We start from the raw sequence: 23,887 nt of genomic DNA on the forward strand, positions 1-23,887 counted from the left end.
GCCTCTAAAAGGCGACATTGATTCGGCACTGGTCAGAGCCCCCCATCGCCTCTCTTCCGGGACGCTCTTGCAGCCCGGGAGACACACGCCCGGATGTAGCCTGCCGTCACGGTTACACCTTGGGCAGCAAGCTGATCTACGATCTGCTGGGGCCTTACACCCGGATTCGCCTCACGCATCGCCAGCACTGCCGCGTGCTTGGACTTGGGCTTGTCGGCCTGCGGGTCGGTCCAGGTCCACGGCTCTGAGGTCCACGTCGGATAGATCTCCATGGTTCCGTTCCCCGGCTGCAGGATGACCTTTTCGACGACCTTCCGAAGAAGGGCATTGAGCCGATTAGGCGGCAACGTCTCCCACTCCTCCAGCAGGCCCTCCACAACCGTGATCGCGGCTGCCTTCGTCGTCTCCTGGCCACCGCCCTCCAGGTCTGCGCGTAGCTTGGCCAGCTCTTCGGTCAGGGCCGACTTCTCGGCACGCAAGTCCCGCAGCGTGGCCAGGTACTCCTTCTCCAGGTTGCCGTTCGGGTCGTCGTCCTCAGCCATCGCGTAGGCGCGCATGTGACGCACGATAGATCGCTCCAGCTTGGCGAGAGACTCCTCCAGTTGAGCACGTCGCCGATCCTTCGAGTCTCGGCCCCGCTGGCCCGGTACGGCGACTTCGGCGCTGCCGGCGGCTCCGTTGATCTCATCAACGAAGTGCGCCAGCTTTGCCCTGACTGCGCCTTCGATCACCTCGGACTTGAGCCCGGTCCCAGGGCAAGAATGCTGGCCTCTTTCCGCCCGTTTCAGGCACACATACCGGGCCTGCCCCCGGTGGTCCACATTCCTGCGGGCAGCTCCGTTGCACAGCCCGCATCTCACGAGGCTCGTCAGGGGGTAGGCAGCGTGTCGGGCGCGGGGGGCAGCGGTACGGGTGAAGTCGCGGCGTTCCTGGTACTGGCGCCAGGTGTCGTCGCTGATGATGGCGGGGTGATGGAGGGTCGGGTGACGGACTAGTTCGTACTGCTCGCAGTCGTGGGGGAAGGAGCCTTGAGGGCAGGTTTTGAGGTGGAGTCGGAGGTATCCGGCTGGGAAGCCGCTGTCCATGTACCGTTTGACGGCTTTGCCGCTCCACAGGTCGCCGCGGACCGTGCGGTGTCCTTCGTCGTTGAGCCATAGTGCCAGGGATCGGAAGGATTCGCCTGCGATGTACCGGAGGTAAAGGTCTTCTACGACCTTGCTGGTTTTCGGGTCCGGCTCATAGCGCTCTTCGTGGACCGTTACGGTGCCGTCGGGCTCGTACCGCTTGCGCTGATGCCAGGTGTATCCGAAGCGGGGGCGCCCCATAGCGGGGAGGCCGTGGTCGCGGCGCCACTGGTGGGTTTCGATCCACTGTTCGCCGGCGCGGTCGCTCTCGAAGGCGGCGAGTTCAAGGAGCATGCCGCGCTGAAAACGCCCTACCGCGTTACGGGCGTCGATGTCTTCGGTGGCGGATTCGAGCTGGCCACCTGCGCGTTCGACTCGTTCAAGGTTGACGGCGTTGCCGTGGCGTACCCGACCGAAGCGGCTGTACTTCCAGACTGCGATCTCCTTGGCAGTGCCGTCCTCAACGTACCCAATCGCCTCCATGATCTTGCGCTTGAAGTTCCGGCCTGTTGCGTCGAGGTCGACGACCCACTTGACGATCCGCCTTCTCTTTCGCCGGGCCCACTCCTCGATCGAGTTCTTCTGGAGCTCCGGTGAGATCATCTCCTCACGGGCCATGCTTACTCGGATGTATCCGATGGCCGGGGTCAGCTGATCCGTCTCATCATCTTTCACATGGACCCCCAGATGCAGATCGACCGCCCAAGTTCACCAGGAAGGTGGGCACTTGAGCGGCCGCTGAGCTGATTGATGAAATTCTAGACGTCCCGGCCACGCGCGCATCGGGCGGGCTGAGCCACTGCGTCAGCAAGGTCTCCCTTACGCCAGAGCTCGATGGCGAGCGCGAAGGCTTCCCCCTGTATGCGCTGTTCGGCGGCGGCTACCCTCCTTCTGGCACGGTAGGCGTCGACAAGGAGCGTCATCACTGACACCGCGACAAGGAGCATGCCTGCTGCCGCTAGCTCGATTGAATCGGATCTTGAGTGCAAGGTTTCGCCGTCCCCGGCCACGCCGAAACCGACAACTGCCGTCACCAGAGCTGCGAGTGGCAGCCTGGAGGACTGTGACGGCATGGTGCATCACCTCTTCGCAGACAGCCGACCCGTTTGCGACGGTTGCTTGATCGTAGCCTCATCTGGCTCGTCAGCGAAGGTTTTCGCGAGGGCGCGTGCACTGGCCACGAAGAGCTCAGCACGCTCGTCGGGGATGCCATAGCGTCGCGCGACGGCATAGAGGTCGATCTCGGCGATGGGCGGCGGCGCCTGCTCGTCGGGCAGCGGAAGGTCTTCTTCGCGGAGAGTGCCGGATCGGATCAACATCTCACGTACGGTGACCTTCACGTTCTTGCTGTTGAGCACCTCCACGAGTCGCCGCTGCGTCTCGATGGCGGGCGTGAAACCCCCGAGCATCTTGCCGACGACCGATGGGTCGACACCCATGTCCATGGCGAGCGCCCGGCGCCCTCCGCGGTGTGGTGTGGTGTCGTAGCCGGCGGCGAGGGCAAGGTCGGCAAGCCATGTAGCGAAGTCCGCAGTGGTCATGGATGCCTCCGTGTGATGTTGCCTGCGCGGCAACGCCAGGATAGCGACGCCCGTAGATCGCCCCGAACTGGCCTCGCTCGCCGTCCATCGTTCGGGTGCTCTTAAGTCACCCGACTCCGGTGTGACCACTGTCAAAAGCTAGCAGCGGAGAAATCTCCGGGTAAGTCCACGACTTTGGCTTGCGAGCCAAACCAGCCGGGCGTACTTTGGTTGCCGAGCCAACAACTTGGCTAGCTAGACAAACCTCGTGCACCAGCAACGGAGGTGAACTATGCCCAGCTTTCGACTAAACGTCCCGGCGCTCCGTGAGGCCGCTGCGACTCTCGGCGATCGACGACAGATCGACATCAGCAGGCGCACTGGCATCAACAAGTCCGTCGTGTCGCGCCTCATGAATGGCCGAGATCTGTCGCTGGAGACCCTCATGCTGCTCTCCGGCGCGTATGAGGTCGCTGCCAACCAACTCGCCGAGGAGTACGACGACGGCTGCGAGGCAGCCGCATGACCACCCGCCAGGAAGCGATCCGCAGCGCCGCTCTGGTCCTCGCCCAGGCCCGCGCCGAACGCGACGCGCTCAGCCCACGCGAAGCGGCCGAGGCCGCCTGGTACCCGGGCCACCGGCTGGAGACCGTCGAAGCGATCGAGACGCTCATCATCCAGCAGCGACAGGCCGCCGAGGAAGCGTGGCGCAACGGCACGCACCCGCTCTCGCCGCGCCAACTGCCCAACGCCGCCTAGCAATGCAGGGCCGCCCGTGGACGGCATTCCCCGAGCGACCCCTCGGACCACCCCACCCCACTCCCTAGAAGGGGGCGAGCTGACCGTGATCGGACAGCCTACTGATCGCCACACCGTACTGGCGAAAACAGCCCAGATCATCCAGGTCAACGGCTTACACCACGGCGACTTCGTCGCCGACCCGTTCAACCGCACCAGCAAAACCCCGCACTACCAGCGGCCCATGTCCGTCGTCGGCGCGATCCGCTGCGCAGTCGCCGGCGATCCGCACATCGAGTCCTTGCTGGCCTGGGAGGCCATCGCGGCTCTGTCGCAGATCGTCCGCGTCGATGGCGAGCCCGCGCGGTCGGAAACGATCGCGGATCAAGAACGCCATGTCGAGGAGTGGTCGGATCGCGCGACCGCATCGCTCGTGATCAACACGCTGATGTTGGCTTCGGGGCGCCGAGTTGACCGCCGGGTCGTGGCGGCATGAGGCCGCGCCGCCGCCTTTACCGCCGCTGCGAGTACGCCAGCCCTGCTGGCCCGGCACTGCGGCCAATCACCAGCGATGAGCACGCGACCCGAGTCCGCCGATGCCTCGCCGAAGCCCTCGAAGCCAGGAATCCGGACCTCGCCGCGTACTACCAGCATCAGCTCGACAGGTACAGGAGCGCATCATGATCAGGATCCACGCGCTGGACGCAGACCGTCGCATTGACGCGGTCGCCGAGGTCGACGTCACCGACGCCGCTCATCGACTCCTGGACCGGGTCGCGGAGGCGTACGCGGACAATCCGGGTTATGTCGGCGACCTGCTGTGCTCGCTCGCCGATGCCGCGACCAGCGCCCGTGCCCGACGTGCCGACATGGAGCACCCGCAGGTCGATGTCGCGGAATGGCGCTCCGACCTCGCGAATGCGGAGCTGGACGGGATCCGGGAGGCGCTGGTCGAGGCGGTCGGTGGTGGCCCGGTGGTGGAGCGGCTGGCGCAGACGGATGCGCGTCGTCTCGGCCGGCAGTTGCTGGCCGCCTCGGTTCGTGCCGGCCAGCAGCGGTTCCCTCACCAGCGGGATGGAGGCATGGTCGCATGACGGTCACCGAGCTGCCGGGGACCACCGAGTCCCCGGCAGCCGGGCGGCGCGTCACCCCTACCGCCCGGCTCGTACTCCCCGCCGACGCCGACCGTAACCGCTGGCTCGACGCTCGCCGCGCTGGCATTGGCTCCTCCGATGTCCCTGCCATCCTCGGTGTCAACGACTACGCCACTCCCTTGCATGTCTACCTCGACAAGCTGGGTGAACTCTCCGACGACGCAGGTGAAGCCGCCCACTGGGGCAATGTCCTGGAAGAGCCTGTTGCCCGCGAGTGGGCGCGCCGCAACCGCAGTGTGGTCCGCCGCGTGGGCCTGGTCGCTCACCAGGATGAGTCGTGGCGCCGCGCCACATTGGACCGGCGTATCACGGAGTGCCCACTACCGGAGTCCCGCCGCGAAGCGTGCGCGTTGGAAGTTAAGACCCGGTCCGCGTTCAAGTCCGCCCAGTGGCACTCGGGGGCGCCTGACGATGTTCTCGCCCAGGTCCTGTGGCAGATGGCCGTCACCGGCTACGACCACATGCACTACGCGGTCCTGATCGGCGGCAATGACTACCGGCAGGGTGTCGTCCGCGCTGATCAGCATCGGCAGACGACTGCCGACGTCCTCACCGCCGTCGCGATTTTCTGGACCGGCAACGTCCTCGCTCGCGTCCGGCCGCCGCACAGCGGTACGCCGGCCCGGAACGTCGAGCTGTATCGGCGTCTGCACACCGAGCGAGTTGGCGTCGTGCACCTCGATCACCAACCGGACGCGCACAACGCGCTCCTCGACTACGAGACCGCCCGTCTGGAGGAGGCCGCCGCCCGCAAGCGCAAGGAGGTCGCACAGGCTGAACTCCTGCGGCTCCTGGGCGACGCGCAGGTCGCCGCGCTCGGCAACGGGAAGGCGTGGTCGATGGAGCCGACTGTCGGCCGTCCGAGCACCGACTACGGACGCCTCGCCGAGCGCTGGCCCGACGCCTACGCCGACTGCGTCACCACCAAGCCCGGCGAGCGTCTCGACATCGACAAGGCGTTCCGCCTCAAGCCTCAGAAGGAGTCCTGACCATGGGTCTGGCAGAGAATGCCGCCGCTCTGGCCGGTCGCACCGCAGAGGCCCACGCCGAACTCCCCGGCGTAGTCGGCCAGTACATCGAGCCGGACATCGATCCTGCCGACCTCACCCGCGACCCGGACAAGGTCGACGCCATCACTGCATGGATCCGGGTGATGGGCGACGTCCGGGCAATCGGCAAGAACCAGAGGTTCGATGGCGGCCGTGCTGGCAAGTTCATGTTCCGCGGCGTCGACGCAGTGCTGAACGCCTTCGGACCGATCTGCCGCAGGCACGGCGTTGCGGTCCTACCTACCCGCACCGACGCCGAGTACCGCGACATCTCAACCAGTAGCGGCGGCAAGATGCGCGAGTGCACGGTGACGGTCACCTATCGGATCTACGGTCCATCTGGGGACTTCATCGAGACGCAGACCATGGGCGAGGCCACCGACACCGGGAGCCGTTCCACACCGAAGGCCCAGTCGGTGGCCCTTCGGACGCTGATGCTGACCGGCGGCATGGTTCCCACTGAGGAGCGGGACGCTGACGCCGATCCATACGAGCGTGGCGAGGCGCCGATCCGCTCGGCTGCTTCGTACCTGGACGAGATCACCAACCCTGCCACCTCCGTGGGCCGGCTGCGGCAGATCCACCAGGAACTCCAGCAGACCCGGCAGGCGGCTGCGCTGGTTACCAACGAGGTCGGAGATGAAGAGCCGATCGGGCAGATGGTGATCCGGATCGGCAAGGAACGCGCTGCGGGCGACGCGCAATGAGCCTGCGATGCCAGTAGCAGGTGCGGTGCCGTGCCCATGGCAAGCAGGCACGGCCCGCCCCACCATCATCTCTCACCAGAAGGACTTCCATGACCTGGATCCGCGGGCCACGCTGCCCATTTGACCTCGAAACCACCGGAATCGACCCGGACAACGACCGGATCGTCACCGCCGCCGTCATTCACATCGACGGTTCAACCGTCACCCCTCGCACCTGGATGCTCGACCCCGGAGTCGAGATCCCCGAGGGTGCAACCGCCGTTCACGGCATCACCACTGCCCAGGCCCAGCAGGACGGCGCCGACGCTGCGCAGGGCGTCGAGGAGATCGCCACCGCCGTCGCCGAAGCCGTTACTGCGGGCATGCCCTTGGTCGGCCACAACCTCGCCTACGACCTCACCCTGCTGGACCGCGAGTGCCGGCGGTACGGGCTCGGTGGCCTGGAGGACATCTGCGGCCGTCCAGTCCGGCCGGTCATCGACACCCGGATCCTCGACCAGCACGTACTCCCCCGGCGCAAGCGGGTGTCTCCGACCCAGGGGGCACGGGTTCTCAAGACCGTGGCGCAGGTGTTCGGCGTGGCATGGGATGACGAGGCGGCGCACGGCTGCGAGTTCGACGCGATGGTGTCAGCTCGGGTTGCGTGGTGGATGGGCGAACTCGCCCACCGGACTCTGGAGGGTCTGCCGACATGGGTGCTGTCGGATCGGTACGCGAGGTTCGGTGAACTCCGGGGGCTGAACCTGGACGAGCTTCATGACCGGCAAGTTGCCTGGGCTGCCGAGCAGGCCGCTTCGCTCCAGGCGTGGTTTCGGTCGGCGCCGGCGGATCGCGGGGGCGACCCCGAGAAGGTTATCGACGGGTCCTGGCCGCTGCGCCCTTCGCCGATGGCGGTGACCGTGTGACCGGCCGCCCGTCGATGCACCCCGTCGAGCTGACCGAGCGGCAGACCGAAGTGCTCTCGCTCCTCGCCCAAGGCCTTGATCTACCGCAGATCGCCCGCCAGTTGCAGTTCTCCGTATACACAGCCCGGTCGCACCTGCGGGACCTCCTCCCCCGGCTAAAAGCCGCCAACGGAACGCATGCCGTCGCTATCGCCATCGGTCTCGGGATCCTCCCGTCCGACGTGGCCACCAAATCTTCAACTCTCATAGGAGTGAGCCATGTTCGGTAGGCGGAAGACCAACACCTCCCAGGCCACCATCGAGCGGCTCCGGGAACAGCGGGATTACCACCAGTCCCGCGCCGAAACCGCCCAGGCAGTCGTCGGCCGGATCGCCGGTAAGTTCACCGCTGGCCACGACCTGTGCTGGGCCGAGGTCGCCCGGCTCGCCCATCTCGACGACGCGCACGCCAACCTCCTGACCCGGCATGGCCGCCTGCTGCGGGCCATCGCCCAGGAGCGGTCCGAGAACGCCGTCCTGCGGTCCGGGCAGTCCCGGGACATCGAGGTCCGGGTGCTGAAGCGCCGTCTTGCCGACGAGAAGGCTCTCACCCTGCGGCTGAACGACGACGCGGAGCGGTCCAGGCGCGAGATCGAGGACCTGCAGCGCCGCATCGCCGAGCTCACGGCCGACCAGGAGCCGGCCGCCGCCGCGTGATCGCCGACATCGCTTGCCGCCTCGCGCGCGAACCCGGCTGGTACGCCCTCGCCGCTGCCCATCTGTTCGCGTGCGGGCTCGCCCTCACCACCCTCGCCCTCATCCCCAGGAGCAACGAATGACCGCCCTCCTCGAACACGCCGCACTCCCCGTCGGGGTCACCGGGCCCGTCGTCGTCGGACTCGACACCGCCATCGGCTCCTACGACTCCACCGGCACCGGCATCGCGTCCTCCAACGGCTGGTGCGACAGCGTTGGCTACCCCGACCGCCGCAACAGGAAGAGGACGTTCAGCAGCCTCCCCCATCCGCAGCGCCTCGCAGCGCTGACCGACCTCGCGAGCCGCATCGTCCTCGCCGTGGGCAAGCCCGACATGGTCGTGATGGAGACTCCCGCGCTGTCTCGGACCGGTGGCAGCAGCCATGAACGCGCTTGGCTGTGGTGGGAGGTGTACCGGCGTCTGACTAACTCCGAGATCCCCATCGGCCTCATGGATCCCAAGGGGCGGATGCTATACGCCACCGGGAAAGGCGCAGCCGCCAAGGCAGCGGTGGTTGACGCTGTCGCCCGCCGCTGGCCGGCGTGGGAGACCGCGGGGGACGACAACCTCGCCGACGCGATCGTTCTCATGGCCGCCGGCCGGGACTGGCTCGGCCATCCGATCGCCGACATGCCCAAGGCGCACCGGGTCGCGCTCGACAAGGTGGTCTGGCCGGACTGCAGGGCAGTCCGATGAGCACCACGTGGCGTGACGAAGCCCGCTGCCGCCAGACCGGTCCCGACTTCTTCTTCCTCCGCCACTACAAGCCGAACGACCACCGAGTCGTCGCAGCAAAGCAGACCTGCGAGCGCTGCCCGGTCCGGGTCGAATGTCTCACCGAGGCACTCGACAGCGAACGCACCACCGGCGTCACCAGCCATGACGGCATCTGGGGCGGCTACACCCCACGCGAGCGCGACGCCATGCGTACCGGACGCGCCGTCAGCAACCTCATTGCCACCCACGGCACCTACCAGGCATGGCTCTTCGGCTGCCGGTGCGACACCTGCACCCAAGCCGCCAGCGTCGGTACGGCGGATCCCCAGCCCGAAGCCGCGTGAACACCTTGGCAGCCCGGTGCACCCACTACATCGGTGCTGAGCGTCGCCACTGCCACAACGAGCAAGGTGTCCGCGCTTACCTCCCCGGCACCAGGTGCCCCCTCCACACCCCGGCCGCCGTCGCTGGACGCCCGGAACCACCCGAAGGCGAAGGCCCGCTCCCCGGCGCCTGGAGCACACCCAGCCCGCAATCCGCGTCCGCCCTCATCGACCACCGGGCCATCGCCTCCGGCAAGCGGCGCAGCAACCCCACCGACTACCAGGCCGCCCGCGCGGCCGTGAACAGGAGCAGCACGTGAGCGCCCCCATCACTCTCACTGGTCGGCTTGGTGCAGATCCGGAGCTGCGGTTCAGCAGCAACGGGACCGCAATCGCGCGGATCTCCATCGTCACCTCCCGCCGTGTGAAGAACGAGCAGACCGGCGAGTGGTCCGATGCGGACGTCACCTGGTGGGACTGCACCGCTTTCCGCGCCCTGGCAGAAAACGCCGTCGGCTCCCTCGGCAAGGGCATGGCGGTGGTCGCTGTCGGCCGGGCGGTACAGGAGAACTGGGAGGACAAGACCGGCGCCAAGCGCTCCAAGATCGCGGTGCGGCTGGACTCGATCGGCCCGGACCTCACCCGCGCCACGGCCCACGTCGAAAAGTCCAACTCGCAGGCTCAGGGCGGTCAGAAGCGGCCCTCCCGGCCGGTGCAGAACGACCCGTGGGCCTCGCCGACACCCACTCAGGATGGTTGGGAAGCGCCGCGGCACAACAGCGGCTCCGAAGAACAGCCCCCCTTCTAGATCATCTTCGCGACGGCTTCCCCAACGACGGCTGCTCCCACGCATACGACACCCCCACGCGCAGGCCGAACCACCGCCCCGACCACCCCGGCTAGGAGCACTGCACCGTGAGCAACGTCCACCGATTCCCGGCCCCCGACGAGGACGACGGAAGCTACATCGACCGTTCCGTCCCCGTCGACCTGGCCGCCGAACAAGCGGTGCTCAGCGCGTGCATGTACGACCCCACCAACGTCGGACGCGTCTCCTTCCTCGACCGGTCCGACTTCTACCGGGCAGGCCACCAGCTCGTCTGGGACCTCCTCCAGCAACAGGCCGCCGCCGGCCAGCCCACCCACCCGATCGCCCTGCACGCCGAGATTGAACGCCTCGGGCAACTGCGGCTCGTCGACGGCGGCTCCTACCTGTTCACCATCTGCCAGGCCCCGAACGTCTCGGCGGACTACTACGCCGCGATAGTGCAGGAGAAGGCCAGGCTGCGACGCAAGACCGAACTCGCCGTCCGCCTCAGTGTCGAGGCGCAGCGCGGATCCTCCCCGGAGCACCTCGACGACCTGATCCGGGAGCACCTCGAAGACGAGGTGAAGCGGGCGGGCGGCGGCGTCAAAGGAGCGGTCGAGTCGCTCCTCGCGGAGATGCTCGACACCACGGCGCTCGACAATATGCCGTCGCTGGAGTCGCTCGTCGGGGACCTGCTCCATCTGGACACTCTCGCCCGGATCATCGGCCCGTCGGGGCACATGAAGAGTTTCGTCACGATCGACATCGCCGGGCACGTCGGCACTGGGAAGCCGTGGCACGGCCGGCCGGTCCGGCAGGGAACGGTCGTGTACCTGGTCGCCGAGGGTGCTCGGGGAATCCGCAAGCGCGTCCGGGCGTGGGAGCGGCACCACGGGGTTCGCATGGACAACGTGCTGTTCCTGCCCCGGCCGGTACAGGCGATGGATCCGGAGTGGCTTGTGCTGATCGAGGCGTGTCGGCGTCTGGATCCGGTTTTGGTCGTCGTCGATACGCAAGCTCGGGTGTCCGTTGGTGTTGAGGAGAACTCGGCGAAGGAGCTCGGCTTGGTGGTTGACCGCATGGAACAGCTGCGGTCCGCAACTGGCGGCTGTGTTCTGCTCATTCACCACACCGGGCACCAGGGTGAGCATGGCCGCGGGTCGACGTCGGCGAAGGGTGCCCTGCAGTCGGAGCTCCACGTGTCGAAGAAGGGTGAGGCGCTCAGCACGGTCGTCACGGTCAAGACCGGAAAGCAGAAGGACGACGAGGAGGGGCCGGACATCGAGTTCGGGCTGCACATCGTCGACATCCCGGGCGAGACAAAGCCTGACGGCCGGCCCGTGACTTCAGTCGTTCTGGTCGAGCTGGACGGTTTCGGGCAGGCGGCGCGGCCTGTGCAGCCGGGCAGTGTCGAGTGGGTTGTGGCGGAGTTGGACCGGACTGGGGTGCCGCCTGAGTGGGGTGGGCGGCGGGTTGTGGCGCGGTGTGCGGAGCTGGGGATCCGGGCTCGGAAGGACAAGATCGAGGAGGCGATCCGGGTTCGCAAAAACCGGTCCGAAATGCCGGGTTTGCCCGTCCCCCCGAATGTCCCCCCAACGTCCCCCGCGATCTTGAACGAGAACGTCCCCCCAGCCCCGGGGGACCCCCACACAAAACCCCAGGTCAACCGTCCCCCCAACCAGCGGGGGGACACCGGGGGGACGCCCCTGAGGGCGGAACGTCCCCCCACCTCCCTCCTTAGGGAGGGGGGACGTCCCCCGGGGGACACCCCCTGCACCCGCTGCGGAAAACCCCTCCCCACCGACTGGCAAGCCCGCGGCTACGACACCCACATCATCTGCAACACCCACGGAGACGCCGCATGAACGCCGACACCTGCCCCCGCTGCCTCCACCGCGACAACCCACCCTGGGCCACCATCCAGACCCACTTCGGCACCAACTGCCGCTACCACTGCCCGAACTGCAGGCACACCTGGCACACCACCTGGGCCAGCCGGCCCGCCGAGGACTGGGACGAGTGGGAGCCGCGGACGGCATTCGGCTGACAGGTCATGACTGTCGCCCGCTGCGCTTGATGGTCATGACCGTGGCCGGTTCAGGCTGTTCGGCCACTCCTCGAATCCCGCCGCTCCCAAGGAGTTCGCGATGTCCCATCTGCTGCCTGCCGGTCTGACTGTCCGACAGTTGACGCCTGAGACGGCCCGCTATCAGTCCATGGGCGGCTTGGGCCCCACTCTCGCGACACGTTGCCCATCCGCGCTCCTGGCAAGCCGCCAGAGAGGCCGTGAGGCTGCGTCTCGTCTCGACCCCCGCCAGACCACACCGGCCCGCCAGAACAGGGCGCAGCGGTGAGCGCCTCCCGCGGGGCGGCCGACTGTATGCGCCGGGCCGAGGCGGCGGGGATCCCGGTCAAGCGCTTCGAGGCACGGCCGTGAGCGGGTCAGCTGGCGGGCCATTCGCCGGGATGGTCGATCCACCGGACCTGGTGGCGGTCGTCGGGGTTGATGTCGGGCCGGTATTCGTGGACGGCTTCGACCAGGTCTTGCTGGTTGGCGCAAGGCACCCAGATGGGGGTGGCGTCGGTCATGGCGATGCGGACGTGTCGGTGGTGGTCGTCGGGCATGAGGGGCGAGATTTCGACCAGGGGTTCGTCGCTGCTCATGGGTCCAGCGTCAGGCCGGGCGGCCCTGGGTGGCCAGTGCGCGGGCACGGGAATGGGCCGCTCGGCGCAGCGGGCCGGCGGCTTGCGGGACGGGGTAGGTCAATCCACGAAGTCGCCCTCACCCCGAGGGCCGAAGAACCTCAACTCAACCGCAGAGAACTGATGGTCGCTGGCGTTCACGTCGCATCGGACGCACCAGCCATCGTCGCCGGTAACGGGTCCATGCGGCCACTGGTCGCACTCCATGCACCACTCGCCCGTTCCGTGCGCGGCGAGGTGAGTCAGCACCTCAGCTCGGCGTGCGGCGGCTCGCTCGACGATTGCCACCTGCGCCCTCTCGATGAACGGCGCGAGGTGTTCCTCGTGCTCCCAGACTCGCAGAACAAGCCAACCTCGCGCCTCCAGGCCCACATTGACTTCCGCATCTCGGCGCCGTACCCGAGCCGATCGCTCGCCTTCCTTCGCATGGTCGGGGCACCCGTGCCAGTAGCAGCCGTCCACAAAGACGGCGACCTTGGCGTAGGGGGATTCCAGGTCCGCAGGGCTGATGGTCGCCGCAGTGGCATTGGTGAGCAATGCAGGGTCGAGTCCGCATCGGATCAGGTTGGTGATCTGCCGTTCGATGCGGCTGGTAGCGGGTGGCACGGACTCCTCCGATCAGCCGGAGGGCTTGCCGCCGGCGGTTCGCTTCTTGGGCTTGATGGACCTGACGGTGGGGGCTCGCTTGAGCGGGACGTCGTGTTCGCGGGCGATGCCTCGGATGGTCTCGTCGGACCACGGGAGGTGGTTGGCGAGGACCTTGGCGGTGACGTCGTGGGTCTTCATTTCGGTGGCGGTTGCGAGGCGGAGTGCGTCGCGTGCCGCGTCGGCTTCTTGCTGGGCTTTGTCGTAGTCGGCGATGGCTTGGGTGAGCTGCGCGCTGGGCGTGTAGTCGGTCATGTCCAGATGGTTGCACAAGTGGCTTGGCCATGGCCATGGGACGGTCTCCCCGTTGGGCACGGTAGGACACTCAAAGAACTTTGTCCAATTCGCTTGGACTACTTGCTTGGCCAAGTCGCTTGGTCTAGCGTCATTGGCGTCAGGCCAAGCGACTTGGCCAAGAACACCCAGGAGGCCATGATGCGGCACACGGCGAACGAGACCCAGCACCAGACCACCCTCCGCCTCATGGCCGCCATGGACCGCCGCCAGCCCGTCACCATCACCTACATCAAGGCCGACGGCACCGAGACGGTCCGCACGATCGAGATCTACAACTTCGAGGTCTCCAAGGCCGGGGACATCCTGCTGAAGGTCATGGACCGTGAGAGCCAGGACCGCCGCACCTTCCGCCTGGACCGCATCACGGCGTACACGGTTCACCGCAGCTCCTACGTCCTGGAGCGTCCGGCGGATGCCGCACCGGCGATCGAGAAGGCGTTCTGTGACGGCTGCTTCTACCTGTGTGACGCGGACGAGCTCGCCGCTGGCCCGTCGGGTGACCCGCACTGCTCGGACTGCCTGGCGACGTACGCCGAAACCTCGCTCTTCGCCTACTGACCCGCCCCGCCACCCGCCCGCACACCCCGCCACCTGGAGTCCGTGATGACCGAAGCCGAAGCCAAGGAACTGGTCCAGCAGCACCTCGCCGAGTTGGAGAGGCAGCGGCAGGAGCGGATCGCCGCTGCTCTCTCGGGGCCGGTGCACATCCGTAAGCGCATCGCCCGGAAGCGCGGCAACAGCTTCTACCGGGTGAAGTACAGCGCCAGCGAGAACGGCTCGCAGACCCTGTGCGGCGCACCGGCCGGCAATGACAGGACGTGGGCCGAGGCCCGGTTCGCGAAGCACCTGGCTGCCGTGACATGCAACGCCTGCAAGCAGATACGCACCACCAACCCGGCCGCCTGACCGGCCACCGTCTGGCCGGGGTTGCCGTGATGCCCCAGTAACTGGCCCACCAACTCGCCAGCGCACCTTCCGGAGGAGACACCGTGACCGACCAGCCCGAGCGGCCGGTTGAAGCCAGCTGCGACCGCTGCAAGCAGACCCGACCTCTGTTCCTCTACCAGCCCGACCACAACATGCACGCGATCCCCGTCCCGTGTGAGTGGTGCGACCGCGACACGCAGCCGCTGCTGTGCTCCCGCTGCTGGGGGGTTGAGCGGGAGCGGGAGTTGAACGCGCCGATGAGCGCCGACGAGCAGGCCGCGACCGAGTTCCTTCTGGGCCTGGCGGCGAACACCGGCCGTCTGATCAGGCAAGCCGAGGCCGACCGTGCGGAGTGCGAGGCCATCGCCGCCGTCAGCACGACCCGGGAGGACTGACCCATGGCCACTGGCCCGCGTAAGCCCTGGCGTGTCACTACCGTCAGCGCCGGCGTCCCGTCCGTGACCACGACCCGCCACACCAGCCGCGTGAACGCCTACCGGCACGTCACCGCCCAGCTGCGCACGGCAGCGCGGTCCGGCGTCACCGAGATCAAGGTCTACCGGCACGACCCACTGCTTCAGCAGTGGATGCCGGTCGAGACCCACCACCCGCAGCAGACCGCCGCCCGTATCGCCGCCCAGGAGAACTGACCAGTGACCGCGAAGCCGTCGGCTTACACCGAGTACACCGACTGCCCGACCTGCGGCAAGGCCGTCGCCGTCTACAACCCCCGCGGCGGCGACGGATCAATCCGTATCACCCACTGGCACAAGCGGCAGGACGAGGAGGGACGCGGCCGCTGGTGCCGCGCAGAGGTCGACTATGGCCGACCGCCCTACTCCGACCTCCGCCGTACCCGGCACGCCACTACCGCCCAGGAGGACTGACATGACCGCCACCGCCGAGATCGCTGCGGACCGTGCCGTGGAGGAGGCCGCCCGTGCTGAGCAGCGCCCGGCCTGTGCCTGCCACGAGCGTGGCCAGGACGGTGACGGCTGGGTTCGCTACCAGGCCCGCGACGGCGAGTTCATCGAGCTGCGCTGCCGTAACCACGAGGGGAATTGACCGATGACCGGCACCGTCTACGTCACCGCTGGCAGCGGCAGCTACCACACCGACCTCGCCTGTAAGGCCCTCGACACTGCCCGGCTGAACAGCCGCACCGGTAAGGTCCGCGTGATCCCGGCCGACGAAGCGACGGCGCAGCAGCGGCCTGCGTGCCTGGTGTGCACGGCGCCGGCCGCCACCGAGTGGGTCGTGACCAAGGCGAACCTGGGTGAGCTGTGGGAGTTGATCGGGCCCAGCAAGCCCTACTACAGCCTGAACGAGACGGCTGACCGTGCCGTGTGCGATGGCCTGACGATCCGGGAGCACAAGGGTCTGCCTCGTGTCGTGGCCAGGTTCGGCGACACCATCCGCCACGACCGTGGCCGCTACACCGTCCACCCCGCGACGGAGGACGTCCGATGACCGCCCCGCGCCGTATCCAGCGCCGTCGCACCGCTGGCTGGAGGGCACCCCTCGACGAACACGGACGCACACCGGTCTACGTCGGCCGGGGCACCAGGTGGGGCAACCCCTGGGCGGTCGTCCGCCAAGCCGACAGCCTCTACGGCATCCCGCCCGCCGAGTCGGGCAACCCGTGGCCCACCTACCATCTGGCCGCCGACGCGCGAGCGGAAGCCGTCCGCCTGTACCGGGCGTGGCTCGCCGAGCGGCCGCAACTGATTTCCACGACGCGCCGGGTTCTCGCCGGCCGGGACCTCATGTGCTGGTGTCCAGACCCGGAGCCGGGCCAGCCCGACCACTGCCACGCCGCGCACCTGTTGCGCCTGGCTAACCCCGAACTGGAGGACGCCCGATGACCGTCAAGGTTCCGAACATCGTCGACTGGTGCGAGGTCTGCGGCGAGCACTACTCGCTCTGGTGCCCCGGCTGCGCGGGATGCGCCTGCGCCGGTGGCTGCGACACCGACTGCCCGGAGCAGAAGCGATGAGCGACCAGCCGCTGACCCATGCCGAATTCGACGCGCGCGAAAGCCGCCTGCGGCTCGACATCGAGGACGCCCGCAAGGAGCTCAACCGTGCCCGGTCCCACTGGGACCGGCTCTGCGAGGAACTCCGCGAGCTCCGTTACGCCCGCCGCCAACAGCTGAAGGACGCCCGATGACCGACACCGCCGCCCCGCTCACCGACGAGCAGCTCGCCGACCGCATCGCCCGGGGCCTGCTCGCCGCCGCCTACTCCTGCGACGGCACCGACTGCCGAGACACTGAGGAGGAATGCGAGGCCGCGCACCCGGTTCGTCAGCCCGAGCCGTGGCGGTATGTCGTACGGATCGAGGGCAGCCCGGAAGGGATCGCCGCCGCTGCGCTCGCCGTGGCCCAGCCCGAGTTGGACCGGCTCCGCGCCCAGGTCACCGCTGCGTACGCGTTCGCCGACGAGATGGCCGACTACTGCTCCCGTAACGGCATTGCCGCTGTCTACGCCAAGCGGCTCCGCGAGCGCCTCGACGCCGCCGGTTCCGCGCCGACCGCCTGAACCCCTCCGTCGTGCGGCCCGGTGCTTGCCGCCGCCGGGCCGCACGGCACCACCCCACTCAGCCCGAGGAACCTGCCATGGATCCGCTGATTGTCCGCTGGGACCGCACCGTCATCCACCGCAACCCGGCCGACCCTGACGACCCGACGATCGTCTGCTGCCTCACCGAGGACGGCCAGCCCGTCGCCCTCCTGCTCAACGACGAGCACCGCGAGGCCCTCGGCCTCCAGCTCGTCGACCCCGACCCCGCCAACTGAGCAAGGAACACAGTGGCCGACGAGATCGACCGCAACGCCGCCCAGCCCACCACCTGATCGGAGAAAGGGAAACCACGCCGTGAGGAAGTCCACGATCGGCCGTCGCACCGCCGCACACCGACCTGCCGCCAGGCGCCGCCGCTTCCGCCACGACGACCTCGTCGCAGTCGACCTGTTCTCCGGATTCGGAGGCCTGACCCGCGGCATCGAGATGGCCGGATTCACCACGATCATGGCCGCCAACCACAACGCCTACAAGGTCGAGGTGCACGAGGCGAACCACCCCGACGCCGAGCACTGGATCGCCGACCTGGTCGACCCCGAAGCAGCGGACTACCACTCCGCCCGCGACCTGCCCGCAGCTGACCTCCTCGTCGCCGGCGTCTCCTGCGTCAACCACTCGAAGGCGAACACGATCAAGGCCTACGAGCAGGGCCTGGCGCTGTTCGAGCTCGAAGACCCGGACTACGAGGCGCGGGTCACCCGGTCCGAGCGCGACCGGGCCACCGCGAACTGCGTGTTGCACTACGCCGCCCAGCACCACCCGCGGCTGATCCTCGTCGAGTGCACCACCGAACTCACCTCTTGGGGCCCCGCGATACCCGGTCGCCCGAAGGTCGGAGACGGCTCCACCTACCGGTGGTGGCTCAAGCAGTTCGACCTGCTTGGCTACAGGCACCAGGTGCTCTACCTGAACTCGATGTTCTTCGGCGTGCCGCAGTCCCGGAACCGCGCCTACTGGGCGTTTTGGGACAAGTCCCTGCCCACCCCCGACCTCGACCACCGGCCCGTGACGCACTGCCACGCCTGCGACAAGGACGTGGAGGCGGTGTGGTCCTGGCGGACCGGTGTGCCGCCGACCGGAACGGTGAGCTATGGCCTGCAGTACGACTACCGCTGCCCGCGCTGCCACCGCGAAGTCGTTCCGCCGATGACGCCTTCGCTGGTCGCCCTCGACCTGACCGACCTGGGCACCCGCATCGGCGACAAGCCCGTCAAGACGTTCAAGGACGGCTGGGTCGGGCCGCTCGCCCGCACCACGATGGCCCGCGCCGAGCGGTGCCGCCAGCGCTTCGGCGAGTTCCCCGCTGTGCTGATGCCGGCCAAGGCCGTGCACGGCAGCGAAAGGCATCCGTGGCAGCCGATGGCGACGCAGACCAGCCAGCAGGAGACGGCGCTCGTCTCCACCGGCGCGGTGATCGCCGAGCACCGGCACAACGGCGACGGGCAGCACTTCACCCGGCCGATGGACACGGTCACCACGACCCATGAGAAGGCTCTGCTGCTCGCGGTCGACAACTTCCAGGGCGCGCCCCGCGGCGTCCACGATGCCCTGCCGACGCAGGGCGGTTCGGAGACCATGGCGATGCTGTCCACAGGGGTGCTGCCGTTCCGCAAGAACACCACGCCGACGGTGCACGGCGAGTCGATGCCGACCGTCACGTCCGATCAGATCCCGGGCCTGCTCACCGCCGCGGGCGTCGTCCAGCAGAACCAGCCTCCGCTGCTCATGGGCGAGTGGCGGGCCGCGCTTGCCGAACTGCGGCTAGAGGAGTGCTACTTCCGCATGATGCGGGAGTACGAGATCGGCCGCGGCTGCGGCTTCGACGTCAACTTCCCCGGCTACGAGGGTTCGTACGTCGTGTGGGGTAGCGCCCGCGACCAGGTCGACGGATTCGGGAACGCCGTATCTCCTCAGGTCGGGGCCTGGATCGGGGCCCGCCTGCGCTCCATCCTCCACGGCGCCTGACGGGTCGCCTGACGCCTACACACGGCCGCCGTACCCCGCGGCGGCCCCAACCCTGGAGAACCCGATGACCGATCTGAGGCGACCCACTGCTGGCGGCTGTATCCGAATCAGCCCTACTGGCCGCGGCGACTACACCGTCAAGGCGCTGCCTCTCGAAGACCCGCTGGAGGGTGCGACCGATGGCGAACGCGCCTTCTACCTCGCCAACTACCAAGGGGTGCCGCTGGCCGAGTTGCTGCGCCGTCTGCGGTTGGCCGAGTGGAACGCCGCTGAGTACAGGCAGCGGGTCGAGCAGTTGGAGGAGCAGTCGAGGCGCATGCCGTCACTGGCCCTCATCCACGAGATGGACGCCCGGCACCGGCGTGTCCGCGCGCTGCTGGATCGGCCGGGTCGCGTTTCCAGAGCCGAGCTGCTGGCCGCCCTCAGTACCCCGACAACCGACGAAAGCTGACACCCTCCGCACTACTGCAAGGACGGCGCCATGGACCCCACTCGCGAGCCCCTGTGGCACGGCTACACCTACCGCGACATCGACCGCATCTCCCGGCTGGTCATCACCATGGACCCGTACCGCACCGACCTCGGCTCGGCCACCCATGAGCGCTGCGACGCTGTCCAGTTCGCGCTCATCGAGTACCTCGCCACCTGCGAACGGCGGCCCTCCCAGAAGGAGCTTCTGGCGCTCGGACGCAATGCGTCCCACCAGCATGTCCGCCTGGAGATGCACGCCCACGGCATGCAGCGCAGTGAGCACGGCGGTGGCGTGCTGCCCGGCTTCCAGCGCTACTGGCAGGCGTCTGGGCGTGTCCCGATGGATGAGCGGGTGACCGAGCGGATCGCGGTCTGGCAGATATGGCCGCGTCTGACGCTGGCGCAGCAGCGGGCGGTGATGGCGCTCGCTCTCACGGAGGACCATCAGGCTGCCGCGCGGACGCTCGGCGTTCCGCTGGGTAACTACTCGTCGCTGCTGCGGTCCGGCCGAAGGCGGGCTCTCGCGCTGTGGCACGAGCATGAGACGCCGCGCCGGCTTCCGCGTGACAAGCGGGTCCTGAACCGGGCGCCCGTCGACTCCACCGGTAAGCGCCGCCTGACCGAGGCCGAGGTTGATGCTCTGCGTGACCGGCGCGCGGCTGGGGCGACGCTGGCCCAACTCGCGGTGGAGGTCGGCTATTCGAAGAACGGTTTGTGCAATCTGCTGCGCGGCAAACGACGCGCGGCCCCGGACGGTCCGACGCAGTCGGCCGCCTGATGCTACCGGCCTGCCGCGGCTGTGCGGCGGCCACCAACCCCGAGGAGCACCGGCCCGACGGCCGTGACGTCCGCCCGAACTGCTGGGCCGTCGGTCACCGATAGGCGACGCTCAGCCCGCGGAGCCTGTGCCTTTTGAACCTGCCCGATGCCGCTGAGTCTCCGTCCTTGCCGCCACCCCTCGGCGGGTGATCACACAGACCGCTATCACCCCGGCCGAGATGTAGGCAGCGGCCTTGGACTCCACGCCGAAGCCCAGGAACAGGACGACATCGGTTGCGAGGCCCACGACCGTAAATAGCAGTACGAACAGCAGGTTCTTGATCACCTGCCGAACCATATCTGCGCGACCCCTGGCGTAGCGAACGCATTGGCCAGCTGAGCAGCTGACCTTGAGCCGCCTCGCTCTACCAACTGGCCGTCTGCTGGCCGCCGCGATCCTGCGGCGGCCACCAGCAACGTCCAACATGCAACCCCGAGGAGAGACCATGAACCCAGCCGCCACTCTTGTCCTCGCTGCTGGCAAGCTGCGCCTGGCAGCCGAGAACGCCAATCGACTTCACCCGGCCCCATGGAAGGTCGACGGCCGGGTGGTGCGATCGGCCAGGGACTACATCGTCGTAGATCGCAGCACGGCTGGGCGTGACGGCGACTTGGATATTGCGCTCGTCGCGATGATGCACCCTGGCGCCGCGTTGGCGTTTGCTGACTGGCTGGAGGACGCGGCCGAGGGCGATGCCTGCGGCGAGGTCAACCCATACGCCGTCGCGGTGGCCCAGCAGATCCTCGGCCGCGAAGGGAGCCGGTCGTGATGCGCTGGCTGGTGCTTGCCGCGGTGGCCGTGCCGGCGTGGGTGCTCTCGGTCGTGTGGCTGGCGGCGATCTGCCGCAGCAACCGGAACTCCGACGAGACCGCGGCCGAACGTTCCGCTATCGAGGCCGAGTTCTTCACGGGCACTGCCGGGCCCGATCAGCCGCCCGGCAACGCCTACCCCCGCCTGATCGCCGCCCTGGAGCGGCAGTTCGAGAGGAGCGAGCCGTGACCATCCAGCATGATGCTGCGCTGCGCGCCATGCTCCGGGCTGCGGACCGGCACCGGATCCCGGTGAACGTCCGACAGGTGGGGCTACTTCTCGCCGCTGCCGCCGAGCACCTCCAGGTCGATCCGTCCACGCAGGCCGAGGCCCCTTGCGCTCCGCAGTCCGGCTGGGTTCCGGCCGAGCGGACGGCGGCTGCCCTGCGGTCGCTGGTAGCCGGCGGCTGGCCGCTGACCTACCTCGCACCGCGTGCCGGGAAGACCGTGGCCGAGTTGAGCGCGTTGATGCGGCGTCGCCCGCATGTGACGGCCCGTACGGAGGCGGCTGTGTTGGCGCTGGAGGCGGCGCTGCGCGGTGTGGATCCGGTGGAGGCTGGCGTGCCGGTGCTGGCGGCGCGGAAGGCGCGGAACTGGGCACAGCGCGAGGGTTGGGGTCGCCAGGACGGGGAGCGTGCGGTGTGAGCTGCCCGGACGACTACCTCGATGCCCTGTGGGACAGCGACCTCGACCTCGACGAGCCGCCCATAAACAACGAGCCGGTGGATTCCCGCCGGCACTTGCACCGCCGTGGCCGGTGGATGCCGATCGATGTCGGCCCCGCGATCGACGACTACCAACCGCACCAACTATCCAGCAACAAGGAGGAAGCCATGACCAAGCAAGAGTTCGACGAGTCCCGCTGCGCCGCGGTCGCCGGCCTGCACCACTGCGGCAACCCGGAGCAGGACCACCTGATCGACGAGATCCAGCACCCGGAGTCGACCGAGGCGCTGTACGAGCTGCCGGCCAGACCCGCACGGCAGGCCAAGTGAACCACCAGCCCGCCCGGGTCCGCCGGGCGGGCATGACGCCCGACCCCACGGTCGCTGGCGTCCGGCACAGCGCCAGCCCGGCTCGGGATCCGTCTGGCGACGCGGCGTTCATGGCATCGATAAGGGGTATCGAACCTTCAGTCGATGTCTGGGGGATCGTTGTCTACCACTACCTACATCAGTGCCTTGTCCGCGGCAGTGTCTCTCGGCGGAGCGGCGCTGACCTGGCGGAATACCCGCGGGGTAAAGCTTCACACTGGCTTCGAGCTGGCCCGCTCGCTGTATAGCACCTTGGTGTCCCCTCAGATTAGCGATGCTCGGGATGCTCTGGAGTTCTACAGGCGGGCAGAAGAGCGTGACCTCGCGCGGACCGAAGTCGTGCTGCCGAACTACTTCGCGATTCTGTGGTGCTTCGAAGCGATCCTGATCGGTCGTCGGAGTCTGATCGGCCAGCGGAGGCTTAACGGTACCGGGCCAGCTGTCGAATACCTCGATGAAGCGATCGGCTGGCACCTGAAGCTGTGGGTCGAACGCTGGCCGGAGGTACGGGGCCAGGTCAAAGAGCACATCGCGGACCTCGAAGATCAGCACTCGCTCAGAAGCCTCGTCGAGTTGGCAAGCGCGGTGCTCGGGGAGACACGTGAGGTCCGTGCTCTGCGCGGCGAGTTGTCGGCGTAGCCGCTTGCAAGCCAGCACGATGGCTAGGGCTCAGACGCGCCGCGGCAAGCTCCTCACCCCAGCCGGCGGGCGGCCGTGTCACCGCGCGGCTCGGGTGGCGGGTGCCGGTTGGTGTGGGACGAGACCTCGCTGGATGCGGTCGTGCGGCCGGTCGACCTGGCCGAGTGGGAGCAGCAGTACAGGGAGTGGGTCAGATAGCTCTCCTCGCGAGCCGGGCTTTCGCCAACGGTGGTCCTTGATGGCCACCTGCAGGCGCGAAGGAGTTCCAGACGGCCCAGGCACCCGACTAGTGCTGGCACATGCCGCCCTCTCCCCCGTCTCCCGCGTATCACAGATCACATGACTTTGACTCAGAAATGCGGCAGCGGGCGGCAATCGAGCTTCGGCATCCGGCGCGGTCCATAAACTGACCTTGCGCTGGGCGATGGCTCTGGAGAACGCCTGGCTGTCTTCCACTGGCGGCGTGACCCCCTAAGGTCGCTCCGGATGCGGCCCGCGCCGCGCTGTGGAGGACAGCATGGCCAAGCACCGTGGTCCTGCTCATCGCTGGGGAGGCCCCGACCCCAGGCACGTGTGGTTGTTGATCCAGATCGTGTTCTGGATCTTCAAGCAGGACTGAGTCCTGCCACACGTGAACCAGTAGGTCGGGACCTCGTCACGACGGCCGCCTCTCGTTTCCGCAGCAGGGGACAGGGGCGGCCTTCGTCATCTCCGCGCGAAGCGGAGACATCTCAGCAATCACGAAAGCTAACGCCCTTAGCATCCAGTGTAGCGTCCGGCTGCTAACGGCATCTGGCCGTGCCACGGTACCAATAGGCACAAGTACTTGTGTCACTCTCCACCACTAAAAAGGGGAAGGGCGCCACCTTTAGCCCGACCCGGTTGACACGCCATTAGCACCACGTGTATAGGCTTTGCACACAGCCAGGAACTGTGCGCTAAGCCCCGAAGAACAGACACGCAGCCGCTCCAGCAAGCGTCGTGACCAGGCAAAACGCTCCGACCACCGGCCAAATTTGGTAGGTGGTCAACCGCGGCACCAGCGGCCAATCCAGCGCTAGCCTCGATCTTGCATGACGGCTCGTCAGCTTTGCTGGCGGGCCGTTTCTGCTTGTCCGGGCGTGCTGTTTGTGCCTGTGGGTATGGCGAGGGCCCGGCTGTCGCGCGGGTGGGCGCCGGGTTCCACGGCTCCGGGGGTGGTCGGCTGCTCGTCA

41 protein-coding genes are annotated in these 23,887 nt (G+C 67.9%); 35 read left to right on the forward strand and 6 right to left on the reverse strand.

Annotated elements, in window-relative coordinates; translation table 11 throughout:
* Nucleotides 1-32: 32 nt before the first annotated feature.
* Nucleotides 33-1,799, reverse strand: a complete 1,767-nt coding sequence (locus tag ACWDAK_RS27040; RefSeq protein WP_427395000.1) for a recombinase family protein — start codon at nucleotides 1,797-1,799, stop codon at nucleotides 33-35.
* A gap of 404 nt (nucleotides 1,800-2,203) precedes the next feature.
* Nucleotides 2,204-2,665, reverse strand: coding sequence for a helix-turn-helix domain-containing protein (locus ACWDAK_RS27045; protein ID WP_427395001.1), 462 nt, complete (start codon nucleotides 2,663-2,665; stop codon nucleotides 2,204-2,206).
* A 271-nt stretch (nucleotides 2,666-2,936) separates the two neighbouring features.
* Here ACWDAK_RS27045 and ACWDAK_RS27050 point away from each other — a divergent pair, with 271 nt between their 5' ends.
* The 15 genes from ACWDAK_RS27050 (at nucleotide 2,937) to ACWDAK_RS27120 (ending at nucleotide 11,828) form a co-directional block, all read left to right on the forward strand.
* Complete coding sequence (locus ACWDAK_RS27050) at nucleotides 2,937-3,170, forward strand: helix-turn-helix domain-containing protein (RefSeq protein WP_427395002.1); 234 nt, start codon at nucleotides 2,937-2,939, stop codon at nucleotides 3,168-3,170.
* Nucleotides 3,167-3,403, forward strand: coding sequence for a hypothetical protein (locus tag ACWDAK_RS27055; RefSeq protein WP_427395003.1), 237 nt, complete (start codon nucleotides 3,167-3,169; stop codon nucleotides 3,401-3,403). The genes ACWDAK_RS27050 and ACWDAK_RS27055 overlap by 4 nt, the downstream gene beginning before the upstream one ends.
* Nucleotides 3,404-3,488: 85 nt before the next feature.
* Nucleotides 3,489-3,878, forward strand: a complete 390-nt coding sequence (locus ACWDAK_RS27060; protein ID WP_427395004.1) for a DUF6197 family protein — start codon at nucleotides 3,489-3,491, stop codon at nucleotides 3,876-3,878.
* A 184-nt stretch (nucleotides 3,879-4,062) separates the two neighbouring features.
* The gene (locus ACWDAK_RS27065; RefSeq protein ID WP_427395005.1) at nucleotides 4,063-4,476 is read left to right on the forward strand and encodes a hypothetical protein; all 414 of its coding nucleotides are present in this window, start codon (nucleotides 4,063-4,065) and stop codon (nucleotides 4,474-4,476) included.
* Entirely contained in the window at nucleotides 4,473-5,525 is a 1,053-nt protein-coding gene (locus ACWDAK_RS27070) for a YqaJ viral recombinase family nuclease (RefSeq protein ID WP_427395006.1), read from the forward strand. Before ACWDAK_RS27065 ends, ACWDAK_RS27070 begins: the two co-directional genes overlap by 4 nt.
* Nucleotides 5,526-5,527: 2 nt before the next feature.
* Nucleotides 5,528-6,292 (forward strand): ERF family protein, encoded by a 765-nt coding sequence (locus ACWDAK_RS27075; protein WP_427395007.1) that lies wholly within the window; start codon nucleotides 5,528-5,530, stop codon nucleotides 6,290-6,292.
* An 89-nt stretch (nucleotides 6,293-6,381) separates the two neighbouring features.
* Complete coding sequence (locus ACWDAK_RS27080) at nucleotides 6,382-7,197, forward strand: exonuclease domain-containing protein (RefSeq protein WP_427395008.1); 816 nt, start codon at nucleotides 6,382-6,384, stop codon at nucleotides 7,195-7,197.
* A gap of 14 nt (nucleotides 7,198-7,211) precedes the next feature.
* Entirely contained in the window at nucleotides 7,212-7,466 is a 255-nt protein-coding gene (locus ACWDAK_RS27085) for a response regulator transcription factor (protein WP_427395043.1), read from the forward strand.
* The gene (locus ACWDAK_RS27090; protein ID WP_427395009.1) at nucleotides 7,456-7,893 is read left to right on the forward strand and encodes a hypothetical protein; all 438 of its coding nucleotides are present in this window, start codon (nucleotides 7,456-7,458) and stop codon (nucleotides 7,891-7,893) included. Before ACWDAK_RS27085 ends, ACWDAK_RS27090 begins: the two co-directional genes overlap by 11 nt.
* On the forward strand, nucleotides 7,890-8,015 hold the full coding sequence (locus tag ACWDAK_RS27095) for a hypothetical protein (RefSeq protein ID WP_427395010.1): 126 nt from the start codon (nucleotides 7,890-7,892) through the stop codon (nucleotides 8,013-8,015). The genes ACWDAK_RS27090 and ACWDAK_RS27095 overlap by 4 nt, the downstream gene beginning before the upstream one ends.
* A complete protein-coding gene (locus ACWDAK_RS27100; protein ID WP_427395011.1) occupies nucleotides 8,012-8,629 on the forward strand; it encodes a hypothetical protein in 618 nt (205 codons plus the stop codon). The genes ACWDAK_RS27095 and ACWDAK_RS27100 overlap by 4 nt, the downstream gene beginning before the upstream one ends.
* Nucleotides 8,626-8,994, forward strand: a complete 369-nt coding sequence (locus tag ACWDAK_RS27105; RefSeq protein ID WP_427395012.1) for a WhiB family transcriptional regulator — start codon at nucleotides 8,626-8,628, stop codon at nucleotides 8,992-8,994. The genes ACWDAK_RS27100 and ACWDAK_RS27105 overlap by 4 nt, the downstream gene beginning before the upstream one ends.
* A gap of 295 nt (nucleotides 8,995-9,289) precedes the next feature.
* Nucleotides 9,290-9,781: a single-stranded DNA-binding protein gene (gene ssb, locus ACWDAK_RS27110; protein WP_427395014.1), complete on the forward strand. Its 492-nt coding sequence runs from the start codon at nucleotides 9,290-9,292 to the stop codon at nucleotides 9,779-9,781.
* A gap of 107 nt (nucleotides 9,782-9,888) precedes the next feature.
* On the forward strand, nucleotides 9,889-11,646 hold the full coding sequence (locus ACWDAK_RS27115; protein ID WP_427395015.1) for an AAA family ATPase: 1,758 nt from the start codon (nucleotides 9,889-9,891) through the stop codon (nucleotides 11,644-11,646).
* Nucleotides 11,643-11,828, forward strand: a complete 186-nt coding sequence (locus ACWDAK_RS27120; protein WP_427395016.1) for a hypothetical protein — start codon at nucleotides 11,643-11,645, stop codon at nucleotides 11,826-11,828. The genes ACWDAK_RS27115 and ACWDAK_RS27120 overlap by 4 nt, the downstream gene beginning before the upstream one ends.
* Before the next feature lie 395 nt (nucleotides 11,829-12,223).
* Here the strand turns inward: ACWDAK_RS27120 and ACWDAK_RS27125 are convergent, their stop codons facing one another.
* From ACWDAK_RS27125 to ACWDAK_RS27135, 3 genes are all read right to left on the reverse strand, one after another.
* The gene (locus tag ACWDAK_RS27125) at nucleotides 12,224-12,445 is read right to left on the reverse strand and encodes a hypothetical protein (RefSeq protein ID WP_427395017.1); all 222 of its coding nucleotides are present in this window, start codon (nucleotides 12,443-12,445) and stop codon (nucleotides 12,224-12,226) included.
* 99 nt (nucleotides 12,446-12,544) lie between these two features.
* Nucleotides 12,545-13,090: a hypothetical protein gene (locus tag ACWDAK_RS27130; protein WP_427395018.1), complete on the reverse strand. Its 546-nt coding sequence runs from the start codon at nucleotides 13,088-13,090 to the stop codon at nucleotides 12,545-12,547.
* Between the two features lie 12 nt (nucleotides 13,091-13,102).
* Nucleotides 13,103-13,384 carry a hypothetical protein gene (locus ACWDAK_RS27135; RefSeq protein ID WP_427395019.1) on the reverse strand — a complete coding sequence of 94 codons (282 nt, stop codon included), beginning with the start codon at nucleotides 13,382-13,384 and terminating at the stop codon, nucleotides 13,103-13,105.
* Between the two features lie 153 nt (nucleotides 13,385-13,537).
* Here ACWDAK_RS27135 and ACWDAK_RS27140 point away from each other — a divergent pair, with 153 nt between their 5' ends.
* The 15 genes from ACWDAK_RS27140 to ACWDAK_RS27210 all read left to right on the forward strand — a co-directional run bounded on the left by ACWDAK_RS27140 (nucleotide 13,538) and on the right by ACWDAK_RS27210 (nucleotide 20,149).
* On the forward strand, nucleotides 13,538-13,984 hold the full coding sequence (locus ACWDAK_RS27140) for a WYL domain-containing protein (protein ID WP_427395020.1): 447 nt from the start codon (nucleotides 13,538-13,540) through the stop codon (nucleotides 13,982-13,984).
* A 45-nt stretch (nucleotides 13,985-14,029) separates the two neighbouring features.
* Entirely contained in the window at nucleotides 14,030-14,332 is a 303-nt protein-coding gene (locus ACWDAK_RS27145) for a hypothetical protein (RefSeq protein WP_427395021.1), read from the forward strand.
* Between the two features lie 83 nt (nucleotides 14,333-14,415).
* Nucleotides 14,416-14,748, forward strand: coding sequence for a hypothetical protein (locus ACWDAK_RS27150; RefSeq protein WP_427395022.1), 333 nt, complete (start codon nucleotides 14,416-14,418; stop codon nucleotides 14,746-14,748).
* A gap of 63 nt (nucleotides 14,749-14,811) precedes the next feature.
* Nucleotides 14,812-15,003: a hypothetical protein gene (locus tag ACWDAK_RS27155; protein ID WP_449806505.1), complete on the forward strand. Its 192-nt coding sequence runs from the start codon at nucleotides 14,812-14,814 to the stop codon at nucleotides 15,001-15,003.
* A 3-nt stretch (nucleotides 15,004-15,006) separates the two neighbouring features.
* Entirely contained in the window at nucleotides 15,007-15,240 is a 234-nt protein-coding gene (locus ACWDAK_RS27160; RefSeq protein ID WP_427395024.1) for a hypothetical protein, read from the forward strand.
* Nucleotide 15,241: 1 nt separating this feature from the next.
* Nucleotides 15,242-15,418, forward strand: coding sequence for a hypothetical protein (locus tag ACWDAK_RS27165; RefSeq protein ID WP_427395025.1), 177 nt, complete (start codon nucleotides 15,242-15,244; stop codon nucleotides 15,416-15,418).
* 3 nt (nucleotides 15,419-15,421) lie between these two features.
* Complete coding sequence (locus tag ACWDAK_RS27170; RefSeq protein ID WP_427395026.1) at nucleotides 15,422-15,823, forward strand: hypothetical protein; 402 nt, start codon at nucleotides 15,422-15,424, stop codon at nucleotides 15,821-15,823.
* On the forward strand, nucleotides 15,820-16,218 hold the full coding sequence (locus ACWDAK_RS27175) for a DUF4326 domain-containing protein (protein WP_427395027.1): 399 nt from the start codon (nucleotides 15,820-15,822) through the stop codon (nucleotides 16,216-16,218). The genes ACWDAK_RS27170 and ACWDAK_RS27175 overlap by 4 nt, the downstream gene beginning before the upstream one ends.
* Nucleotides 16,215-16,349 carry a hypothetical protein gene (locus ACWDAK_RS27180; RefSeq protein WP_427395028.1) on the forward strand — a complete coding sequence of 45 codons (135 nt, stop codon included), beginning with the start codon at nucleotides 16,215-16,217 and terminating at the stop codon, nucleotides 16,347-16,349. The genes ACWDAK_RS27175 and ACWDAK_RS27180 overlap by 4 nt, the downstream gene beginning before the upstream one ends.
* Entirely contained in the window at nucleotides 16,346-16,522 is a 177-nt protein-coding gene (locus tag ACWDAK_RS27185) for a hypothetical protein (protein WP_427395029.1), read from the forward strand. Before ACWDAK_RS27180 ends, ACWDAK_RS27185 begins: the two co-directional genes overlap by 4 nt.
* A complete protein-coding gene (locus ACWDAK_RS27190) occupies nucleotides 16,519-16,893 on the forward strand; it encodes a hypothetical protein (protein ID WP_427395030.1) in 375 nt (124 codons plus the stop codon). The genes ACWDAK_RS27185 and ACWDAK_RS27190 overlap by 4 nt, the downstream gene beginning before the upstream one ends.
* Before the next feature lie 77 nt (nucleotides 16,894-16,970).
* Entirely contained in the window at nucleotides 16,971-17,150 is a 180-nt protein-coding gene (locus ACWDAK_RS27195; protein ID WP_427395031.1) for a hypothetical protein, read from the forward strand.
* 79 nt (nucleotides 17,151-17,229) lie between these two features.
* Nucleotides 17,230-18,900 carry a DNA cytosine methyltransferase gene (locus ACWDAK_RS27200; protein ID WP_427395032.1) on the forward strand — a complete coding sequence of 557 codons (1,671 nt, stop codon included), beginning with the start codon at nucleotides 17,230-17,232 and terminating at the stop codon, nucleotides 18,898-18,900.
* Between the two features lie 64 nt (nucleotides 18,901-18,964).
* Entirely contained in the window at nucleotides 18,965-19,351 is a 387-nt protein-coding gene (locus tag ACWDAK_RS27205) for a hypothetical protein (RefSeq protein ID WP_427395033.1), read from the forward strand.
* Nucleotides 19,352-19,381: 30 nt separating this feature from the next.
* The gene (locus tag ACWDAK_RS27210; RefSeq protein WP_427395034.1) at nucleotides 19,382-20,149 is read left to right on the forward strand and encodes a hypothetical protein; all 768 of its coding nucleotides are present in this window, start codon (nucleotides 19,382-19,384) and stop codon (nucleotides 20,147-20,149) included.
* A 111-nt stretch (nucleotides 20,150-20,260) separates the two neighbouring features.
* On the opposite strand, the gene ACWDAK_RS27215 is transcribed toward ACWDAK_RS27210, so the two are convergent.
* On the reverse strand, nucleotides 20,261-20,476 hold the full coding sequence (locus ACWDAK_RS27215; protein ID WP_427395035.1) for a hypothetical protein: 216 nt from the start codon (nucleotides 20,474-20,476) through the stop codon (nucleotides 20,261-20,263).
* A gap of 160 nt (nucleotides 20,477-20,636) precedes the next feature.
* Between ACWDAK_RS27215 and ACWDAK_RS27220 the strand changes: the two genes are divergently transcribed.
* The 5 genes from ACWDAK_RS27220 to ACWDAK_RS27240 all read left to right on the forward strand — a co-directional run bounded on the left by ACWDAK_RS27220 (nucleotide 20,637) and on the right by ACWDAK_RS27240 (nucleotide 22,673).
* Nucleotides 20,637-20,960: a hypothetical protein gene (locus tag ACWDAK_RS27220; RefSeq protein ID WP_427395036.1), complete on the forward strand. Its 324-nt coding sequence runs from the start codon at nucleotides 20,637-20,639 to the stop codon at nucleotides 20,958-20,960.
* Entirely contained in the window at nucleotides 20,960-21,190 is a 231-nt protein-coding gene (locus ACWDAK_RS27225; RefSeq protein WP_427395037.1) for a hypothetical protein, read from the forward strand. Before ACWDAK_RS27220 ends, ACWDAK_RS27225 begins: the two co-directional genes overlap by 1 nt.
* The gene (locus ACWDAK_RS27230; protein ID WP_427395038.1) at nucleotides 21,187-21,645 is read left to right on the forward strand and encodes a hypothetical protein; all 459 of its coding nucleotides are present in this window, start codon (nucleotides 21,187-21,189) and stop codon (nucleotides 21,643-21,645) included. Before ACWDAK_RS27225 ends, ACWDAK_RS27230 begins: the two co-directional genes overlap by 4 nt.
* On the forward strand, nucleotides 21,642-21,995 hold the full coding sequence (locus ACWDAK_RS27235) for a hypothetical protein (RefSeq protein WP_427395039.1): 354 nt from the start codon (nucleotides 21,642-21,644) through the stop codon (nucleotides 21,993-21,995). Before ACWDAK_RS27230 ends, ACWDAK_RS27235 begins: the two co-directional genes overlap by 4 nt.
* A 186-nt stretch (nucleotides 21,996-22,181) precedes the next feature.
* Nucleotides 22,182-22,673 carry a hypothetical protein gene (locus ACWDAK_RS27240; RefSeq protein ID WP_427395040.1) on the forward strand — a complete coding sequence of 164 codons (492 nt, stop codon included), beginning with the start codon at nucleotides 22,182-22,184 and terminating at the stop codon, nucleotides 22,671-22,673.
* The last annotated feature ends 1,214 nt before the right edge of the window (nucleotides 22,674-23,887 follow it).

It is taken from the genome of Kitasatospora sp. NPDC001175 (genome assembly GCF_053598215.1).

Coding starts and splice junctions, on each gene's coding strand:
- ACWDAK_RS27065 (WP_427395005.1), top strand. CDS start 4,063: ATGATCAGGATCCACGCGCTGGACGCAGACCGTCGCATTGACGCGGTC.
- ACWDAK_RS27120 (WP_427395016.1), top strand. CDS start 11,643: ATGAACGCCGACACCTGCCCCCGCTGCCTCCACCGCGACAACCCACCC.
- ACWDAK_RS27145 (WP_427395021.1), top strand. CDS start 14,030: ATGACCGAAGCCGAAGCCAAGGAACTGGTCCAGCAGCACCTCGCCGAG.
- ACWDAK_RS27180 (WP_427395028.1), top strand. CDS start 16,215: ATGACCGTCAAGGTTCCGAACATCGTCGACTGGTGCGAGGTCTGCGGC.
- ACWDAK_RS27205 (WP_427395033.1), top strand. CDS start 18,965: ATGACCGATCTGAGGCGACCCACTGCTGGCGGCTGTATCCGAATCAGC.
- ACWDAK_RS27090 (WP_427395009.1), top strand. CDS start 7,456: ATGTTCGGTAGGCGGAAGACCAACACCTCCCAGGCCACCATCGAGCGG.
- ACWDAK_RS27190 (WP_427395030.1), top strand. CDS start 16,519: ATGACCGACACCGCCGCCCCGCTCACCGACGAGCAGCTCGCCGACCGC.
- ACWDAK_RS27080 (WP_427395008.1), top strand. CDS start 6,382: ATGACCTGGATCCGCGGGCCACGCTGCCCATTTGACCTCGAAACCACC.
- ACWDAK_RS27125 (WP_427395017.1), bottom strand. CDS start 12,445: ATGAGCAGCGACGAACCCCTGGTCGAAATCTCGCCCCTCATGCCCGAC.
- ACWDAK_RS27210 (WP_427395034.1), top strand. CDS start 19,382: ATGGACCCCACTCGCGAGCCCCTGTGGCACGGCTACACCTACCGCGAC.
- ACWDAK_RS27185 (WP_427395029.1), top strand. CDS start 16,346: ATGAGCGACCAGCCGCTGACCCATGCCGAATTCGACGCGCGCGAAAGC.
- ACWDAK_RS27055 (WP_427395003.1), top strand. CDS start 3,167: ATGACCACCCGCCAGGAAGCGATCCGCAGCGCCGCTCTGGTCCTCGCC.
- ACWDAK_RS27045 (WP_427395001.1), bottom strand. CDS start 2,665: ATGACCACTGCGGACTTCGCTACATGGCTTGCCGACCTTGCCCTCGCC.
- ACWDAK_RS27075 (WP_427395007.1), top strand. CDS start 5,528: ATGGGTCTGGCAGAGAATGCCGCCGCTCTGGCCGGTCGCACCGCAGAG.
- ACWDAK_RS27220 (WP_427395036.1), top strand. CDS start 20,637: ATGAACCCAGCCGCCACTCTTGTCCTCGCTGCTGGCAAGCTGCGCCTG.
- ACWDAK_RS27070 (WP_427395006.1), top strand. CDS start 4,473: ATGACGGTCACCGAGCTGCCGGGGACCACCGAGTCCCCGGCAGCCGGG.
- ACWDAK_RS27085 (WP_427395043.1), top strand. CDS start 7,212: ATGCACCCCGTCGAGCTGACCGAGCGGCAGACCGAAGTGCTCTCGCTC.
- ACWDAK_RS27165 (WP_427395025.1), top strand. CDS start 15,242: ATGACCGCCACCGCCGAGATCGCTGCGGACCGTGCCGTGGAGGAGGCC.
- ACWDAK_RS27100 (WP_427395011.1), top strand. CDS start 8,012: ATGACCGCCCTCCTCGAACACGCCGCACTCCCCGTCGGGGTCACCGGG.
- ACWDAK_RS27105 (WP_427395012.1), top strand. CDS start 8,626: ATGAGCACCACGTGGCGTGACGAAGCCCGCTGCCGCCAGACCGGTCCC.
- ACWDAK_RS27225 (WP_427395037.1), top strand. CDS start 20,960: ATGCGCTGGCTGGTGCTTGCCGCGGTGGCCGTGCCGGCGTGGGTGCTC.
- ACWDAK_RS27195 (WP_427395031.1), top strand. CDS start 16,971: ATGGATCCGCTGATTGTCCGCTGGGACCGCACCGTCATCCACCGCAAC.
- ACWDAK_RS27175 (WP_427395027.1), top strand. CDS start 15,820: ATGACCGCCCCGCGCCGTATCCAGCGCCGTCGCACCGCTGGCTGGAGG.
- ACWDAK_RS27170 (WP_427395026.1), top strand. CDS start 15,422: ATGACCGGCACCGTCTACGTCACCGCTGGCAGCGGCAGCTACCACACC.
- ACWDAK_RS27050 (WP_427395002.1), top strand. CDS start 2,937: ATGCCCAGCTTTCGACTAAACGTCCCGGCGCTCCGTGAGGCCGCTGCG.
- ACWDAK_RS27135 (WP_427395019.1), bottom strand. CDS start 13,384: ATGACCGACTACACGCCCAGCGCGCAGCTCACCCAAGCCATCGCCGAC.